The 13,989-nt window shown below is 38.6% G+C and carries 15 protein-coding genes; 14 read left to right on the top strand and 1 reads right to left on the bottom strand.

Annotated elements, in window-relative coordinates:
* Positions 1–43: 43 nt before the first annotated feature.
* The 3 genes from noc to BK575_RS26560 all read left to right on the top strand — a co-directional run bounded on the left by noc (position 44) and on the right by BK575_RS26560 (position 2,647).
* Complete coding sequence (noc, locus tag BK575_RS26570) at positions 44–913, top strand: nucleoid occlusion protein (protein WP_078414513.1); 870 nt, start codon at positions 44–46, stop codon at positions 911–913.
* 122 nt (positions 914–1,035) lie between these two features.
* Complete coding sequence (locus BK575_RS26565; RefSeq protein WP_078414512.1) at positions 1,036–1,818, top strand: ParA family protein; 783 nt, start codon at positions 1,036–1,038, stop codon at positions 1,816–1,818.
* Positions 1,790–2,647 (top strand): ParB/RepB/Spo0J family partition protein, encoded by an 858-nt coding sequence (locus BK575_RS26560; RefSeq protein ID WP_078414511.1) that lies wholly within the window; start codon positions 1,790–1,792, stop codon positions 2,645–2,647. Before BK575_RS26565 ends, BK575_RS26560 begins: the two co-directional genes overlap by 29 nt.
* Positions 2,648–2,684: 37 nt before the next feature.
* On the opposite strand, the gene yyaC is transcribed toward BK575_RS26560, so the two are convergent.
* Positions 2,685–3,305 carry a spore protease YyaC gene (gene yyaC / locus BK575_RS26555; protein ID WP_078414510.1) on the bottom strand — a complete coding sequence of 207 codons (621 nt, stop codon included), beginning with the start codon at positions 3,303–3,305 and terminating at the stop codon, positions 2,685–2,687.
* A gap of 90 nt (positions 3,306–3,395) precedes the next feature.
* Here yyaC and BK575_RS26550 point away from each other — a divergent pair, with 90 nt between their 5' ends.
* From BK575_RS26550 to rplI, 11 genes are all read left to right on the top strand, one after another.
* Entirely contained in the window at positions 3,396–4,409 is a 1,014-nt protein-coding gene (locus BK575_RS26550; RefSeq protein WP_078414509.1) for a YkvI family membrane protein, read from the top strand.
* 65 nt (positions 4,410–4,474) lie between these two features.
* Positions 4,475–5,368 carry a mechanosensitive ion channel family protein gene (locus tag BK575_RS26545; protein WP_078414975.1) on the top strand — a complete coding sequence of 298 codons (894 nt, stop codon included), beginning with the start codon at positions 4,475–4,477 and terminating at the stop codon, positions 5,366–5,368.
* Between the two features lie 32 nt (positions 5,369–5,400).
* Positions 5,401–5,598, top strand: coding sequence for a DUF951 domain-containing protein (locus BK575_RS26540; protein WP_078414508.1), 198 nt, complete (start codon positions 5,401–5,403; stop codon positions 5,596–5,598).
* Positions 5,599–5,677: 79 nt separating this feature from the next.
* Entirely contained in the window at positions 5,678–7,687 is a 2,010-nt protein-coding gene (locus BK575_RS26535; protein WP_078414507.1) for a molybdopterin-dependent oxidoreductase, read from the top strand.
* A gap of 196 nt (positions 7,688–7,883) precedes the next feature.
* Positions 7,884–8,984, top strand: coding sequence for a redox-regulated ATPase YchF (gene ychF / locus BK575_RS26530; RefSeq protein WP_078414506.1), 1,101 nt, complete (start codon positions 7,884–7,886; stop codon positions 8,982–8,984).
* Between the two features lie 272 nt (positions 8,985–9,256).
* Positions 9,257–9,547: a 30S ribosomal protein S6 gene (gene rpsF / locus BK575_RS26525; protein WP_078414505.1), complete on the top strand. Its 291-nt coding sequence runs from the start codon at positions 9,257–9,259 to the stop codon at positions 9,545–9,547.
* A gap of 45 nt (positions 9,548–9,592) precedes the next feature.
* On the top strand, positions 9,593–10,099 hold the full coding sequence (ssb, locus tag BK575_RS26520; protein WP_078414504.1) for a single-stranded DNA-binding protein: 507 nt from the start codon (positions 9,593–9,595) through the stop codon (positions 10,097–10,099).
* 67 nt (positions 10,100–10,166) lie between these two features.
* Positions 10,167–10,406, top strand: coding sequence for a 30S ribosomal protein S18 (rpsR, locus tag BK575_RS26515; protein WP_078414503.1), 240 nt, complete (start codon positions 10,167–10,169; stop codon positions 10,404–10,406).
* A gap of 193 nt (positions 10,407–10,599) precedes the next feature.
* Positions 10,600–11,535: a YybS family protein gene (locus BK575_RS26510; protein WP_078414502.1), complete on the top strand. Its 936-nt coding sequence runs from the start codon at positions 10,600–10,602 to the stop codon at positions 11,533–11,535.
* Positions 11,536–11,571: 36 nt separating this feature from the next.
* Complete coding sequence (locus BK575_RS26505; protein ID WP_078414501.1) at positions 11,572–13,545, top strand: DHH family phosphoesterase; 1,974 nt, start codon at positions 11,572–11,574, stop codon at positions 13,543–13,545.
* On the top strand, positions 13,542–13,988 hold the full coding sequence (gene rplI, locus BK575_RS26500; RefSeq protein ID WP_078414500.1) for a 50S ribosomal protein L9: 447 nt from the start codon (positions 13,542–13,544) through the stop codon (positions 13,986–13,988). The genes BK575_RS26505 and rplI overlap by 4 nt, the downstream gene beginning before the upstream one ends.
* Position 13,989: the final 1 nt, after the last annotated feature.

Here is a 13,989-nt window from a genome sequence, read left to right as displayed (position 1 = left end):
ATCGAAATATTAAGTGGGATTTTCCTGAAGGTGGTGTAGGACTATGAAATCTGCTTTCTCACGCTTTTTTAATTTGAAGGAAAAAAATGAAGTAGAACAAGAATTAGAGTTATTGGAAGAAGAAACAGCCATTAATAAAGAAGAAATCAAACAAATACCCGTTTTAACTATTATACCTAATCGATACCAGCCGCGTACTGTATTCAATGAGCATAAAATTGAGGAATTAGCACTTACCATTCGGACACATGGAATTATCCAACCGATTGTAGTAAGAGAGATAGAAGACGGCTTATATGAATTAATTGCCGGGGAAAGAAGATGGCGGGCCGTTCAAACCTTAGGATGGGAGACTATTCCTGCAATAGTTAAACAGCTTGATGACACTGAAACTGCGTCTGTTGCACTGATTGAAAATCTTCAGCGTGAAGAGTTGACAGCCATTGAAGAAGCACTGGCCTATGCTAAACTCATTGAACTACATAATTTGACCCAAGAGGCATTAGCCCAGCGGCTCGGAAAAGGACAATCAACGGTGGCAAATAAGCTCCGTTTATTAAAGTTGCCAAATCTAATTCAAGAAGCGATCAAACAAAAGACAATCACCGAACGGCATGCCCGTGCTTTAATTCCTTTAAAGAGTGAAGAAAAGCAGCTGGCCGTTTTGAAGGAGATTCTTGAAAAACAATTTAATGTAAAACAAACAGAAGAAAGAGTAGTAAAATTGCTCGAAGAACAAGTGGTGAAACCGAAGGCAAAAAGAAAATCACTTAGTAAAGATATGAGAATAGCCCTTAATACAATTCGTCAATCTTTATCTATGGTAACAGATAGCGGCATTTCCATCGATTCAACGGAAGAAGAGTTTGAAGAATATTATCAAATTACGATTAAAGTTCCTAAAAAACCATAGAGTAAGGCTTCATCCTCATCTGAACATAGGATGAGGTTTTTTATCATATAATAAGAATTCTGAAAATTAATGGTAGAATAGAGATAAATAGATTTTCATGTAAAATGAGGGTAGGTGGCACCGTGGGTCAAATCATTGCGATCGCCAACCAAAAGGGTGGAGTTGGGAAAACTACCACGGCGGTTAATTTAGGGGCATGTTTAGCGTATCATGGGAAAAAAGTGTTATTAGTAGATGCAGATCCACAAGGGAATGCAACAAGTGGTGTAGGAATCTCCAAATCTGATGTAGATTTTTGTATTTACAACGTTATTGTAGAAGACACTAATACCAAAGAAGTCATTTATCCTACCTCTGTGGAGGGGTTGGGGATTATTCCTGCCACCATTCAATTGGCAGGAGCAGAAATCGAACTTGTGTCCACAATGTCTAGAGAAGTGCGTTTAAAAAGGGCTTTAGAGGCAGTTAGAGAACAGTTTGATTATATCGTCATTGATTGTCCTCCTTCTTTAGGACTTTTAACCATTAATGCTTTAACCGCCTCGGATTCTGTTTTGATCCCTGTGCAATGTGAGTACTACGCTTTAGAAGGGCTTAGCCAGCTTTTAAATACAATCCGTCTTGTACAAAAGCATTTAAATTCTAACTTGCGTATTGAAGGGGTACTATTGACCATGTTAGATGCAAGAACAAATTTAGGCATTCAAGTGACGCAGGAAGTTAAAAAGTATTTTCAGGACCGGGTATATCAAACAATTATCCCGAGAAACGTTCGCTTAAGTGAAGCGCCTAGCCATGGAGAACCTGTTATTTTATATGATCCAAAATCTCGCGGAGCTGAAGTATATACGGAACTTGCAAAGGAAGTGATGTATAGTGGCGAAAGGGTTAGGGAAGGGAATTAATGCTCTATTTGCAGGATTAGAACTCCAAACAGAAGAATCTGTCCAAGAAATCAATATTCATGAATTGAGGCCTAATCCATATCAACCTCGTAAAGTTTTTAAGAAAGAAGCCATTGAAGAATTAAAGGATTCCATCCTCCAGCATGGGATTTTGCAGCCAATTGTCGTCAGGAAAAGCATTAAGGGGTATGAAATTGTCGTAGGAGAAAGGAGATTTCGAGCTGCGAAAGAAGCAGAATTGAATGCAGTTCCTGTTATCGTAAGAGATTTATCAGAAAAGCAGATGATGGAACTGGCTCTCCTTGAAAATCTTCAGCGTGAAGATTTAACTCCCATTGAGGAGGCGCTGGCTTATCAAATGCTTATGAAGCAGTTAAATGTCACCCAGGATCAGTTAGCCTCCCGTCTAGGGAAAAGTCGACCTCACATTGCTAATCACTTACGGCTGCTTAATCTGCCGGAAAACGTCCAAGATTTGATTTCGCACGGTGAATTATCGATGGGACATGGAAGAGCCTTATTGAGTTTGAAAAATAAGGAAAATATTATACATCTTGCAAACAAAGCTTTAAAAGAAGGATGGAATGTTCGACAATTGGAGCAACAGATTGCCCAGTTAAATGAAAATGTTTCACGTGAAACAAAGAGTAAACCTCAAAAAGATGTATTCATTAAAGAAACGGAAGCAGTTTTACGTGAAAGTTTAGGTACTTCCGTTACTATTAAACAAAATAAATCAAAAGGAAAAATTGAAATTGAGTTCTTTTCGAAAGATGATTTAGAGCGTTTGATTGAAATTTTCCAAGGAATACAGGCTAAAGACCAATAAGAAAGAAAATCTCTTTACGATATGTGAAGAGATTTTTTTATGCTTTATATTTTCCTAAGCGCTGAAGAAAAGAGGTGTTTTTTTCTTGTGATGGAAACTGATAACTGGCTTTTACAATACTGTCGGCAATAAGGTCAGCTAGTTTCATGACTAAATATAGACGAGTATTTTGAAGGACGAAAAATTCCATAAATCCGCTGACATTTACAATTCCAGTCATATGAATATCTCCAACAGGGGGTAAGTCCTTGTTGACCCCGGCTCCAGGTTTCACTGGACCTATACCGATTGAAACGGTTCCGATATTTTTCATTTTTCCCAAGCAAGCATCAATCCCAATGATAAAAGGATTTTTATGAAATCGTTGAATTTGTTTAAGGGTGTCGTTTAAGTTCATCGCGTGAATAGGTTCCTCTAATGTCCCATATACATGAAAGGAAGAAAGATTTTGGGCGGTCAGCTTTGTCCCTACTAAAGGACCTAAGGAATCACCAGTCGAACGGTCTGTACCGATACAAACAACTACTACTGGCCTATGGGAAGTAGACGGTAAAAGGGATGATAAATGACGGCTTAACTGATAAGAAGCTTGTTCATCTTCATGAGAGACCCTCATGCCTTGCTTTTGATTGTCTAAAAGAGAAGGTTTTAGATTCATAGAGTTCACCTCTTTTACATAGTAGTAACAGTATACGAAGATGCGTTGTTTTCTATACGTAGTTGCTAAAAAAAGATTGGGGGTACGAAGATGTGGGGTTCTGGATTAAAATGGATGTTTTTGATTATGGGGACGATGATTGGAGCAGGTTATGCTTCAGGAAGAGAGTTATGGCAATTTTTTGGGGAAGAAAGTGGACTGGCCATTCTACTATTCACTATCATTTTTTCCATCTCTTGTTATGTTGTCATGCTTATTAGTTATGAACAGAAAAGTGAACATTTCCAACCTGTGTTAAAGGTACTTGTAGGGAAAAGGTGGTCTATTGTCTATGATCTTTTAATTTTATTTTATTTATTTACGACAACGGTTGTGATGATTGCAGGCGGGGGAGCTACATTGCAGACATTTCAAATTCCTTTTAGTATGGGAATTAGCTTGTTTTCCGCTTTAGTCGCTTTAATTTTTATAAAAGGGATAAAAGGGATGATTCAAGTTAATTCCATCGTCATTCCTGTGTTAATTATAGGCCTCATTGCTGTTTTACTTATGTTTATGCTGAAAAATGGGAATCCATGGGCTTTAACTTGGACATCTCAGGCGAACTGGCCGGCGGGTTTTACCTTTACGGCGTTAAATATTTTACCTCTCGTGGCAGTCATGGCAGCGATTGGACGTGATATTAAAAGTAAAAAGGAAATTGTGGTTGCCAGTGTAGGAAGCGGTTTATTGCTAGGAGCCATTTCTTTTATTTATAATGAATCATTGATGCAGGTAGCCAATGAGCTCCCTTTATATGAAATTCCTCTCTTTGCCATCTTGAAATATTTCCCTTATATAATGCTTGTTATTATGACAATTTTGCTGTTGATTGCTATTTACACAACAGCAGTTTCCGGAGTTTTGGGAATTGTTACAAGAATTAGCAATCAAAATCGCATTCCAATTTGGTTAACTTCTTGTTTTATTTTAATACTTATGATTCCTTTTACATATATTGGTTTTGCTAACTTGATTTCTATTTTATACCCCATTTATGGGTTGCTGAATCTTTATTTATTGACGGCCATTCTTCTTTATCCTTTTATGAACCGCTACAAATGAAACGAAAAACTTGTTAAAATGGAAAAACAAGTTTTCATTAATCACGGTAAAGGAAGGTATGTGTGGTGTGGTCTTTATCAAAAGTATGGGAATCGATGGTAAGGTACTTGTCTAATGAAGAGCTATGGACTCAAATTGGAGAGGGAATTGTCAAAAGTATATTGATTTTAATATTGGCTGCTTTTTTTATCAAAATTGGTAAAGTCGCTTTGAACAAAGTATTTGAAGTAAGACAAAAAAGTCCGCTCAGAATTTCTGAAAGACGTGAAGCGACACTAATGAAATTATTGCAAAACATTTTGACATATGTCGTGTATTTTGTTGCCTTTATGATGATTTTAGAAGCCATGACTATTGATGTGAAAGCTTTGCTTGCAGGAGCGGGAATTGTAGGCCTTGCGGTAGGGTTTGGCGCCCAAAATTTAGTTCGGGATATTATTACTGGATTTTTCATCATTTTTGAAGATCAATTCTCGGTAGGTGATTATGTCCGGGTTGGCACATTTGAAGGAACGGTCGAAGAAATTGGACTTCGTACGACTAAAATAAAAAGCTGGACAGGCGAATTGAACATCTTGCCAAATGGCAGTATTGTAGAAGTAACGAATTTTTCCATTTACAATAGCATGGCTTTTGTGGATGTAAGTATTGCTTATGAAGAGAATATTGCAGAAGCAGAGAAAATTATTGCAGAACTATTGCAGGAATTGCCGGACAGATATGAGGATATGGTAAAGGCCCCTGAATTGCTGGGGGTACAAAATGTGGTAGGAACTGAAGTGGTTATGCGTATTGTTTGTGAAGTAAAGCCAATGAGGCATTGGCATATTGCAAGAATGATTCGAAAAGAGGTCAAGGAAAAGTTGGATCAACATGGAATTGAGATTCCATTTCCTCGTATGGTAATGTATAACCGAAACGAAGGGCCGCCTAAAAAAGAAAATCAATCATCACTTTAAATATATAAAGAAGTAGAGGGAGGAGAAGAACAATGATAGAAAAAGAATTTGGTTTATTGGACGTTGTAGAAATGAAAAAAGCACATCCGTGTGGAGTGAATCGTTGGAAAATTATTCGTATGGGAATGGATGTACGGATTAAATGTGAAGGGTGTGACCATAGTGTAATGCTGCCAAGGAGAGAATTTGCTAGAAAAATGAAAAAAGTGTTAGTGAAGCATGAGGAATAAACTCATGCTTTTTTTTACGCCTTGTTTTATACTGAAAATCAATTAGATTAAAAGTGGAGAGAAGGAGAGAGGGAGAAGATTGACACAACAATTTACATCCGCATGCTCATTAAATTGTTGGGACAGCTGCGGGTTTAAAGTCACTGTAGAAAATGGCAAAGTAACAAAGGTAGAAGGGGACTCCCTTCACCCTATTACACAAGGGAAAATATGCGGCAGAGGGCGTATGCTTGAGAACAAAACAAATTCAAAAGATCGTCTTCTTTATCCTTTGAAGAAAATAAACGGCAAATTTGTTCAAATTACATGGGGACAAGCATTAGAAGAAATTTCTCAAAAATTAAGAGAAATAAAGGCTCAATACGGGACTACAGCTGTTTTGCACAGTCATGATTATGCAAATAACGGTCTCCTGAAAAACCTCGATCAACGTTTTTTTAACTGTTTTGGGGGAGTAACAGAATTGATAGGGAGTATTTGTTGGGGAGCGGGAATTGAGGCGCAAACATGGGATTTTGGGCAGTCTTACAGCCACTCGCCGGAAGATATTTATAACAGCAAACACATTGTTGTATGGGGAAGAAATGTCACTAGAACGAATATGCATTTGTTCCAGCATTTACAGGAAGCTAAAAGAAGGGGAGCGACTCTTACGGTCATCGATCCCATCTTTAACGCTACAGCTAAAATTGCCGACCATTATGTATCGGTTAAACCTGGAATGGATGGTTTATTAGCTTTAGGAGTAATGAAGGAACTCATCGAACTTGGATTAGAGGATCGGCACTTTATTGAACATTATACGCATGGATACGAAACGCTGCGCCAGTTGATTGAGCAGACAGGATGGGAAGAGATCATAGAAGCCGCTGAAGTTGAAAGGGCAGTCTTTAGTACATTAGCCAGTATGTATGCGGACGGTCCAACGACTACCTATCTTGGATTGGGCATGCAGCGCTATCAAAATGGAGGGAATACGATTCGTTTGATTGATGCGTTAGTTGCTGTTAGCGGAAATGTTGGTATTCCGGGCGGAGGGGTGAACTTTGGAAACCTTCAGGTAGGACGAAGTTTTAATACGGCGGCTTTGACATTGCCGGAACAAAAAAAACAACATCGTACCTTTTCCATGATGAAGCAAGCGGAAGAAATCTTACAGGCGGTAAATCCGGAAATAAAAATGATTATGGTGACATGCGGAAACCCGCTCACTCAAGTTCCAGATACGAATGTAGTGAAAAAAGCGTTTGAATCAGTTGAGACAGTGGTGGTCATTGATCATTTTATGACAGATACGGCGGAAGCTGCTGATTATGTATTACCTACGACAACAGTCTTTGAAGAAACCGATATTTATTATTCCTCCATGTATCATGGCTATATGAATTATGGTAAAGCACTTGTGACACCTCCTGGAGAAGCGAAATCGGATTTGTGGATTTGGACAGAACTGGCTAAACGCTTAGGTTTCGGTCATTATTTTGACTACTCTGTTGACCAATTCCTTCGCATGGGGCTGGGGGAGTTGGAGCGAAATGGATATACGCTGGAACGATTGAAGAAAGAAGGACATCTGTTGTTGCCGATTGAAGAGGTTCCGTGGAAAAATAAAGTGTTTTTGACACCGACAGGGAAGTATGAGTTTACTTCTTTAACTGCCGCAGACAAGGGGCTGGACGGGAAACTGAAGAAATTATTTCCCAAGGAATCACCTGTTAGTAACCCAAATTTGGCTAAGGATCATCCGTATACATTATTATCGATTCATCCGATGAGGTCAAACCACTCTCAGCATTATCCTTTAATTAATAATATGCAAACTATAAAAGTGGAAATATCTCAGGACATAGCTCATGAACAAGAATTAAACGAAGATGATCAGGTTCGCGTTTTTAATAAGCGGGGGGAAATAAAGGGAATAGTGAAGATCATGAAGCAAGCACACCCGAAAACGATCAACATTGATGAAGGGCAGTGGGGGAAATTTGGCGGAAGCATCAATATGTTGACACCAAGCGGGGAATCCGATAATCAATTAGGCAGTATTTTATATGATTGTTTAGTAAGTATCGAAAAAATCAGCCATTGATAAATCAATGCTTGTCTTGGATTACAACTTGTTTTTTTAGGTATGACTCACTATAATTGTGAAAGACTAATTTGTTTTCGGTTCAAGAAAACTTGACTACCATCAAGCTTTTAAGAGTATGGGATTGTCTAGTTGTATATACGTTAATCAAGAGCATACTTTTCTTGGTTAACTCAAAAAGAGGAGTGGGATAAAGATGGCATTAACAGCAGGTATTGTTGGTCTTCCGAATGTTGGGAAATCAACTTTATTTAATGCAATTACACAAGCGGGGGCAGAATCAGCGAACTATCCTTTCTGTACCATTGATCCAAACGTCGGGATTGTTGAAGTGCCGGATCATCGTTTACAAAAGTTAACGGAATTAGTAAAACCTAAAAAAACGGTTCCTACTGCATTTGAGTTTACTGACATTGCCGGTATCGTAAAAGGGGCGAGTAAAGGAGAAGGATTGGGAAATAAATTTTTATCCCATATTCGCCAAGTAGATGCCATTTGCCATGTTGTACGTTGCTTTGCAGATGACAACATTACCCATGTAGCAGGGAAAGTAGATCCGATTTCTGATATTGAAACAATCAATTTAGAGCTGATTTTAGCCGACATGGAAAGTGTGGACAAACGTTTAGACCGTGTGGCGAAGCTAGCAAAACAAAAAGATAAAGATGCTGTGTATGAACATGAGATATTAACAAAATTAAAAGAGGCATTTGAGCAGGAGAAACCTGCGCGCGCCGTTGAATTTACAGAAGAGCAAATGCGTATTGTAAAAGGCCTCCACTTATTGACGATCAAACCTGTTCTATATGTAGCGAACGTAGGAGAAGACGAAGTAGCTGACTCTTCCGAAAATCCATACGTCAAACAAGTAAGAGAGTTTGCAGCCGGAGAAAATGCAGAGGTTATCGTGATTTGTGCCAAAATCGAGTCAGAGATTGCAGAACTTGAAGGAGAAGAAAAGGACATGTTCCTTCAAGAGTTAGGCATCGAAGAATCAGGATTAGATCAATTAATTCGTGCAGCTTACCATTTATTAGGATTGGCTACGTATTTCACGGCAGGTGAGCAAGAGGTACGCGCTTGGACATTCCGTAAAGGAATGAAAGCTCCTCAGTGTGCGGGAGTCATTCATACCGATTTTGAACGCGGATTTATTAGAGCCGAAACGGTTGCCTACGAAGATTTATTGGCAGCAGGGACAATGGGAGCAGCGCGTGAAGCTGGAAAAGTGCGTCTAGAAGGAAAAGAGTACGTGGTGCAGGATGGAGATGTTATGCACTTTAGATTTAATGTATAAGATTGTGCCGGCTCTACTAACGATACAATATTAAAAGAAGCATCGTTTTTGCATTATTTGGTCGTGACCAGGTAAAGGCATGAGCGATGCTTCCTTCTTGATTGCATACTACGTATCGAATGGACTCTCTATAGTGAGACCTATTTAAAGAGTAAATGCATGATTCGTGTTGATTATCTGAAATTCATATGCTATAATCTACTATTGTGAGTAATAAATTTATTGCTCCTTGCCCTTTTAAGGGCCGTTTAGACCAAAAGGAGGTGACAGTGATGAGAAAGTACGAAATTATGTATATCATCCGTCCAAACATTGAAGATGAGGCTAAAAAAGCTTTAGTTGAGCGTTTCAGCGGTATTTTAACTGAAAATGGTGCAGAAATCGAAAACGTAAAAGAGTGGGGCAAACGCCGCTTAGCTTACGAAATCAACGACTTCCGTGACGGTTACTACATGATCGTTAATGCAAAGGCTGAAACGGCGGCGGTTCAAGAATTTGATCGTCTTGCAAAAATCAGCGAAGACATTATCCGTCATATCGTTGTAAAAGAAGAAGTAAAATAATTGTTCATTTAGATAAATTTTTTAAATCCTTAAGGAGTGGTTCTGATGATGAATCGCGTAATTCTCGTGGGACGTCTAACGAAAGATCCAGAATTGCGTTACACCCCAAATGGAGTAGCGGTAGCAACTTTCACGTTAGCAGTTAATCGTGCATTTACAAATCAGCAAGGTGAACGTGAAGCAGATTTTATTAACTGCGTCGTATGGCGTCGTCCTGCTGAAAATGTCGCTAACTTTTTGAAAAAAGGAAGTTTGGCTGGAGTGGACGGTCGTATTCAGACAAGAAATTATGAAGGTCAAGACGGCAGACGTGTATATGTAACGGAAGTGTTAGCAGAAAGTGTGCAATTCCTAGAGCCAAAAGGAAGCGGCGGCGGAGACTTCGGAGGTCAAGGCGGCTTTGCTGGTGGTTCTGGACAAGGGTTCCCATTTGGTCAAGGTCAAGATCAGAACCGTAATCCGAAAAGTTCGGGGTACACAAGAGTTGATGATGATCCATTTGCCAATAGCGGTGAAACAATCGATATCTCAGATGATGATTTACCATTCTAATTTATAGAAGAAATCGAATCTAGCTTTTGTGTTACCATTCATAAAAGAACGGAAGGAGGTCATTTGAATGGCTGGAGGACGTAAAGGCGGACGTAACAGACGTCGCAAAGTTTGCTTTTTTACAGCAAACGGCATCACTAACATCGATTACAAAGAAGTGGATATGCTTAAAAAGTTCATTTCAGAGCGTGGTAAAATCTTACCTCGTCGTGTAACTGGTACAAGCGCTAAATACCAACGTAAATTAACGATTGCTATTAAGCGCGCACGCCAAATGGCATTATTACCATACGTTTCAGGTGAATAATAAATAAGATGAAAAGAGACAGTAAGAACACATTCTTACTGTCTCTTTTTCTTAACACAAAGCTTTGACCATGCATTGCATGGTTATTAAGGAGAAAAATTGACGGATAGGCTCTTTTGATTTATAACGTTTGCGTACGCTGTATCAAATAGATAAAATAAGTAATAGTTCAATTGAAGCATGAGGTGAAATTGTGAAAAACACTCGTTACTTAACGGAGGGAGCCGTATTACTGGCGTTGTTTGCTGTTATGCTGCTAGTTTCTCTATACATACCATTGATAGGGGGCCTGTTTTCTTTATTATTGGGTGTTCCTTTTTTAATTTTTACAGCAAGGCATGGCTGGAAAAATTCCATACTCTTTTTTGCAGGATCACTTGTTTTAACAGGCTTATTTGGGGCTATTTTGCTGCTTCCGGTTACATTTGCATTCGGTTTAGGGGGAGCAGTAATTGGGGAGCTGTATAAAAGGGAAAAAAGCCGCTACTCCATTTTATTAGGGGGAACGGTCATTTTTAGTGTGAATTTAGTTTTAATGTTTGTCATTACCAATGTTTTTGCTAATATAAATATGCTAAATGAACTTCAAGTGGCTTTTGAGGAATCTATGAGTAGTACTGAAGAAATGCTTAGGTCATTAGGGCAAGCTCCAAGTGAACAACAGATGCAATTATTAAAGGAATCTTTTCAGACCTTACAGTATTTACTGCCGTCTTTTCTTGTTATTTTAGGCTTTATTTTGGCATTTGTTACACAATGGTCAGCGGCGCCGATATTAAGGAAGCTTGGGTATGCAATTGAAAAGTTCCCTCCTTTGAGAAGTTTTAAGTTGCCTAAAAGCGTCCTTTGGTATTATTTATTAGTTTTGGTATTGTCATTTTTAGAAATAGAAAAGGGTTCTTTTTTCTATATTAGTGTGTTGAATATAGCAACCATCTTACAATTGCTGATGGTAGTTCAAGGTTATGCCTTTCTCTTTTATTATTTCCATAAAAAATCAGTTGGAAAATTGGTTCCCATTATAATTGTCATCATAACCTTAGCGCTTCCATTTTTCCTTCAATTTATTCGGATCTTAGGTATAATTGACTTAGGATTTGATTTGAGAAATCAAAGAAACAAGAAATAATGAAATTTGGAAATTAAAGATTGGGAGCTGAAATGGATGCCTATCTTTGATAAAAAGAACATCATTCGCTTTCCCTTTTACTTGCTATATAGCCTTGCCTTAATTTTGTTGGGCATTATTACTTATCATCAATGGCTGATAGGGGCAATCGGGTTTGTATGTTTATTGGTAGCACTAGTGATTTTTATTAGAATGGAACGGATATTGTTTAATGAATTTGAATCTTATGTATCCATGCTTTCTCACCGATTAAAAAAAGTTGGTGAAGAGGCATTGATGGAAATGCCGATTGGAATTATGTTGTTTAACGACGATTATCAAATCGAATGGACTAATCCTTTTCTCGCTTCATGTTTCAATGAAGATACATTAGTTGGAAGATCTTTGTATGATGTGGCAGAAAGTATGATTCCGTTGATTAAACAAGAAGTTGAAACGGAGATTGTGACGTTAAACGAGCGAAAATACAAAGTGGTGATCAAGCGTGATGAACGTTTGTTGTACTTCTTTGATGTAACGGAACAAACAGAAATTGAAAAGCTGTATGAAGAAGAAAGAACGGTATTAGGCATTATCTTTTTAGATAACTATGATGAAGTAACGCAAGCAATGGATGATCAGATAAAAAGCAACTTGAATAGTCAGGTGACGTCACTTATTAACCAGTGGGCTCATGAAACAGGGATTTTTATTAAAAGGACTTCCTCTGATCGATTTTTAGTCGTTTTAAATGAACAAATTCTTATGGGTCTTGAAAAAAATAAATTTTCGATTTTAGATGATGTCAGGGAAAAAACGACGAAACAAAATGCCCCGCTCACATTAAGTATTGGAATTGGAGTGGGAGCCCCTGCATTACCGGAATTAGGAGCACTGGCCCAATCCAGTTTGGATCTGGCTTTAGGCCGCGGAGGAGATCAAGTGGCCATTAAACAACCAAACGGGAAAGTAAAGTTTTACGGAGGTAAAACCAATCCAATGGAGAAAAGAACACGTGTACGTGCGCGTGTTATCTCCCATGCTTTAAAAGAATTGGTGACGGAAAGCGAAAAAGTGATTATAATGGGTCACAAATACCCTGATATGGATGCGGTAGGTTCGGCTATTGGAATTTTAAAGGTAGCACAGGTGAACCAAAAAGAAGGCTTCATCGTCCTTGATCCCAATCAGATTGACTCAGGTGTTCAAAGACTTTTAGAGGAAACAAAAAAACAGCCGGAACTTTGGTCGCGTTTTATTACGCCGGAAGAAGCATTAAATATTGCAACAGAGGATACATTGCTGGTTATTGTCGATACACATAAGCCTTCTCTCGTAATTGAAGAGAAGCTTTTGAATAAAATGGAGCATGTAGTTGTTATCGACCATCATCGACGGGGGGAAGAGTTCATTAACGATCCGCTTCTTGTCTATATGGAACCATATGCTTCTTCTACGGCAGAGCTGGTGACGGAGCTGTTGGAATATCAGCCAAAACGATTTAAAATCAATATGCTGGAGTCTACAGCTCTGCTGGCAGGTATTATTGTTGATACAAAAAGCTTTACTTTGCGGACAGGCTCACGAACATTTGACGCCGCCTCTTTTTTAAGATCTCATGGAGCCGATACTGTACTTGTGCAGAAGTTTTTAAAGGAAGATATGGACCAATATATAAAACGAGCACATTTAATAAAGAATGCCGAAATCTATAAAGCGGGGATTGCCATTTCAAAAGGGGCAGAGGAAGAAACTTTTGATCAAGTATTAATTGCCCAGGCGGCAGATACGCTCCTTTCTATTAATGGAGTAGTCGCTTCCTTTGTTATCTCTAGGAGAAAAGACCAACTAGTAGGCATCAGTGCCAGGTCCCTAGGCGGTATTAACGTTCAAGTAATTATGGAAGGTCTGCAAGGAGGCGGGCATTTAACGAATGCAGCAACACAGTTGCAAAACATTACGCTCCAAGAAGCAGAAGAAAAATTAAAACAAGTAATTGATGAGTATTTAGAGGGAGGAAAAAAAGAATGAAGGTTATTTTCTTACAAGATGTAAAAGGAAGAGGAAAAAAAGGCGAAGTCAAAAATGTAGCAGATGGCTACGCACAGAATTTTCTAATCAAGCAAGGGCTGGCAATTGAAGCGACAAATGGGAATATGAAAGCATTAGAAGGACAAAAGAATAAAGAAAAGAAAGAAGCAGCAGAAGAACTGGCCAAATCCAAAGAATTAAAAGAAGTATTAGAAAAACTAACCGTTGAATTGAAGGCAAAGTCAGGAGAAGGCGGACGCTTATTCGGCTCAATTACAAGTAAACAAATTGCTGAAGCATTGCAGAAAGCCCATAATATCAAGGTGGATAAACGAAAAATTGAAATGGACGATGCGATCCGTGCCCTTGGGTATACGAATGTACCGGTGAAACTGCATCCGGAAGTAACGGCTACTTTAAAAGTACATGTTTCAGAGCAATAAA

Source organism: Priestia abyssalis, assembly GCF_002019595.1.
GTDB classification, from domain to species: domain Bacteria; phylum Bacillota; class Bacilli; order Bacillales; family Bacillaceae_H; genus Bacillus_BA; species Bacillus_BA abyssalis.
This window is presented reverse-complemented; position numbering and strand designations above follow the sequence as displayed.

What these genes read in the sequence shown, in the direction of transcription:
- ssb (WP_078414504.1), top strand. Translation starts at nt 9,593, where the DNA reads ATGATGAATCGCGTAATTCTCGTGGGACGTCTAACGAAAGATCCAGAA.
- BK575_RS26540 (WP_078414508.1), top strand. Translation starts at nt 5,401, where the DNA reads ATGATAGAAAAAGAATTTGGTTTATTGGACGTTGTAGAAATGAAAAAA.
- rplI (WP_078414500.1), top strand. Translation starts at nt 13,542, where the DNA reads ATGAAGGTTATTTTCTTACAAGATGTAAAAGGAAGAGGAAAAAAAGGC.
- noc (WP_078414513.1), top strand. Translation starts at nt 44, where the DNA reads ATGAAATCTGCTTTCTCACGCTTTTTTAATTTGAAGGAAAAAAATGAA.
- yyaC (WP_078414510.1), bottom strand. Translation starts at nt 3,305, where the DNA reads ATGAATCTAAAACCTTCTCTTTTAGACAATCAAAAGCAAGGCATGAGG.
- rpsR (WP_078414503.1), top strand. Translation starts at nt 10,167, where the DNA reads ATGGCTGGAGGACGTAAAGGCGGACGTAACAGACGTCGCAAAGTTTGC.
- BK575_RS26505 (WP_078414501.1), top strand. Translation starts at nt 11,572, where the DNA reads ATGCCTATCTTTGATAAAAAGAACATCATTCGCTTTCCCTTTTACTTG.
- BK575_RS26550 (WP_078414509.1), top strand. Translation starts at nt 3,396, where the DNA reads ATGTGGGGTTCTGGATTAAAATGGATGTTTTTGATTATGGGGACGATG.
- ychF (WP_078414506.1), top strand. Translation starts at nt 7,884, where the DNA reads ATGGCATTAACAGCAGGTATTGTTGGTCTTCCGAATGTTGGGAAATCA.
- rpsF (WP_078414505.1), top strand. Translation starts at nt 9,257, where the DNA reads ATGAGAAAGTACGAAATTATGTATATCATCCGTCCAAACATTGAAGAT.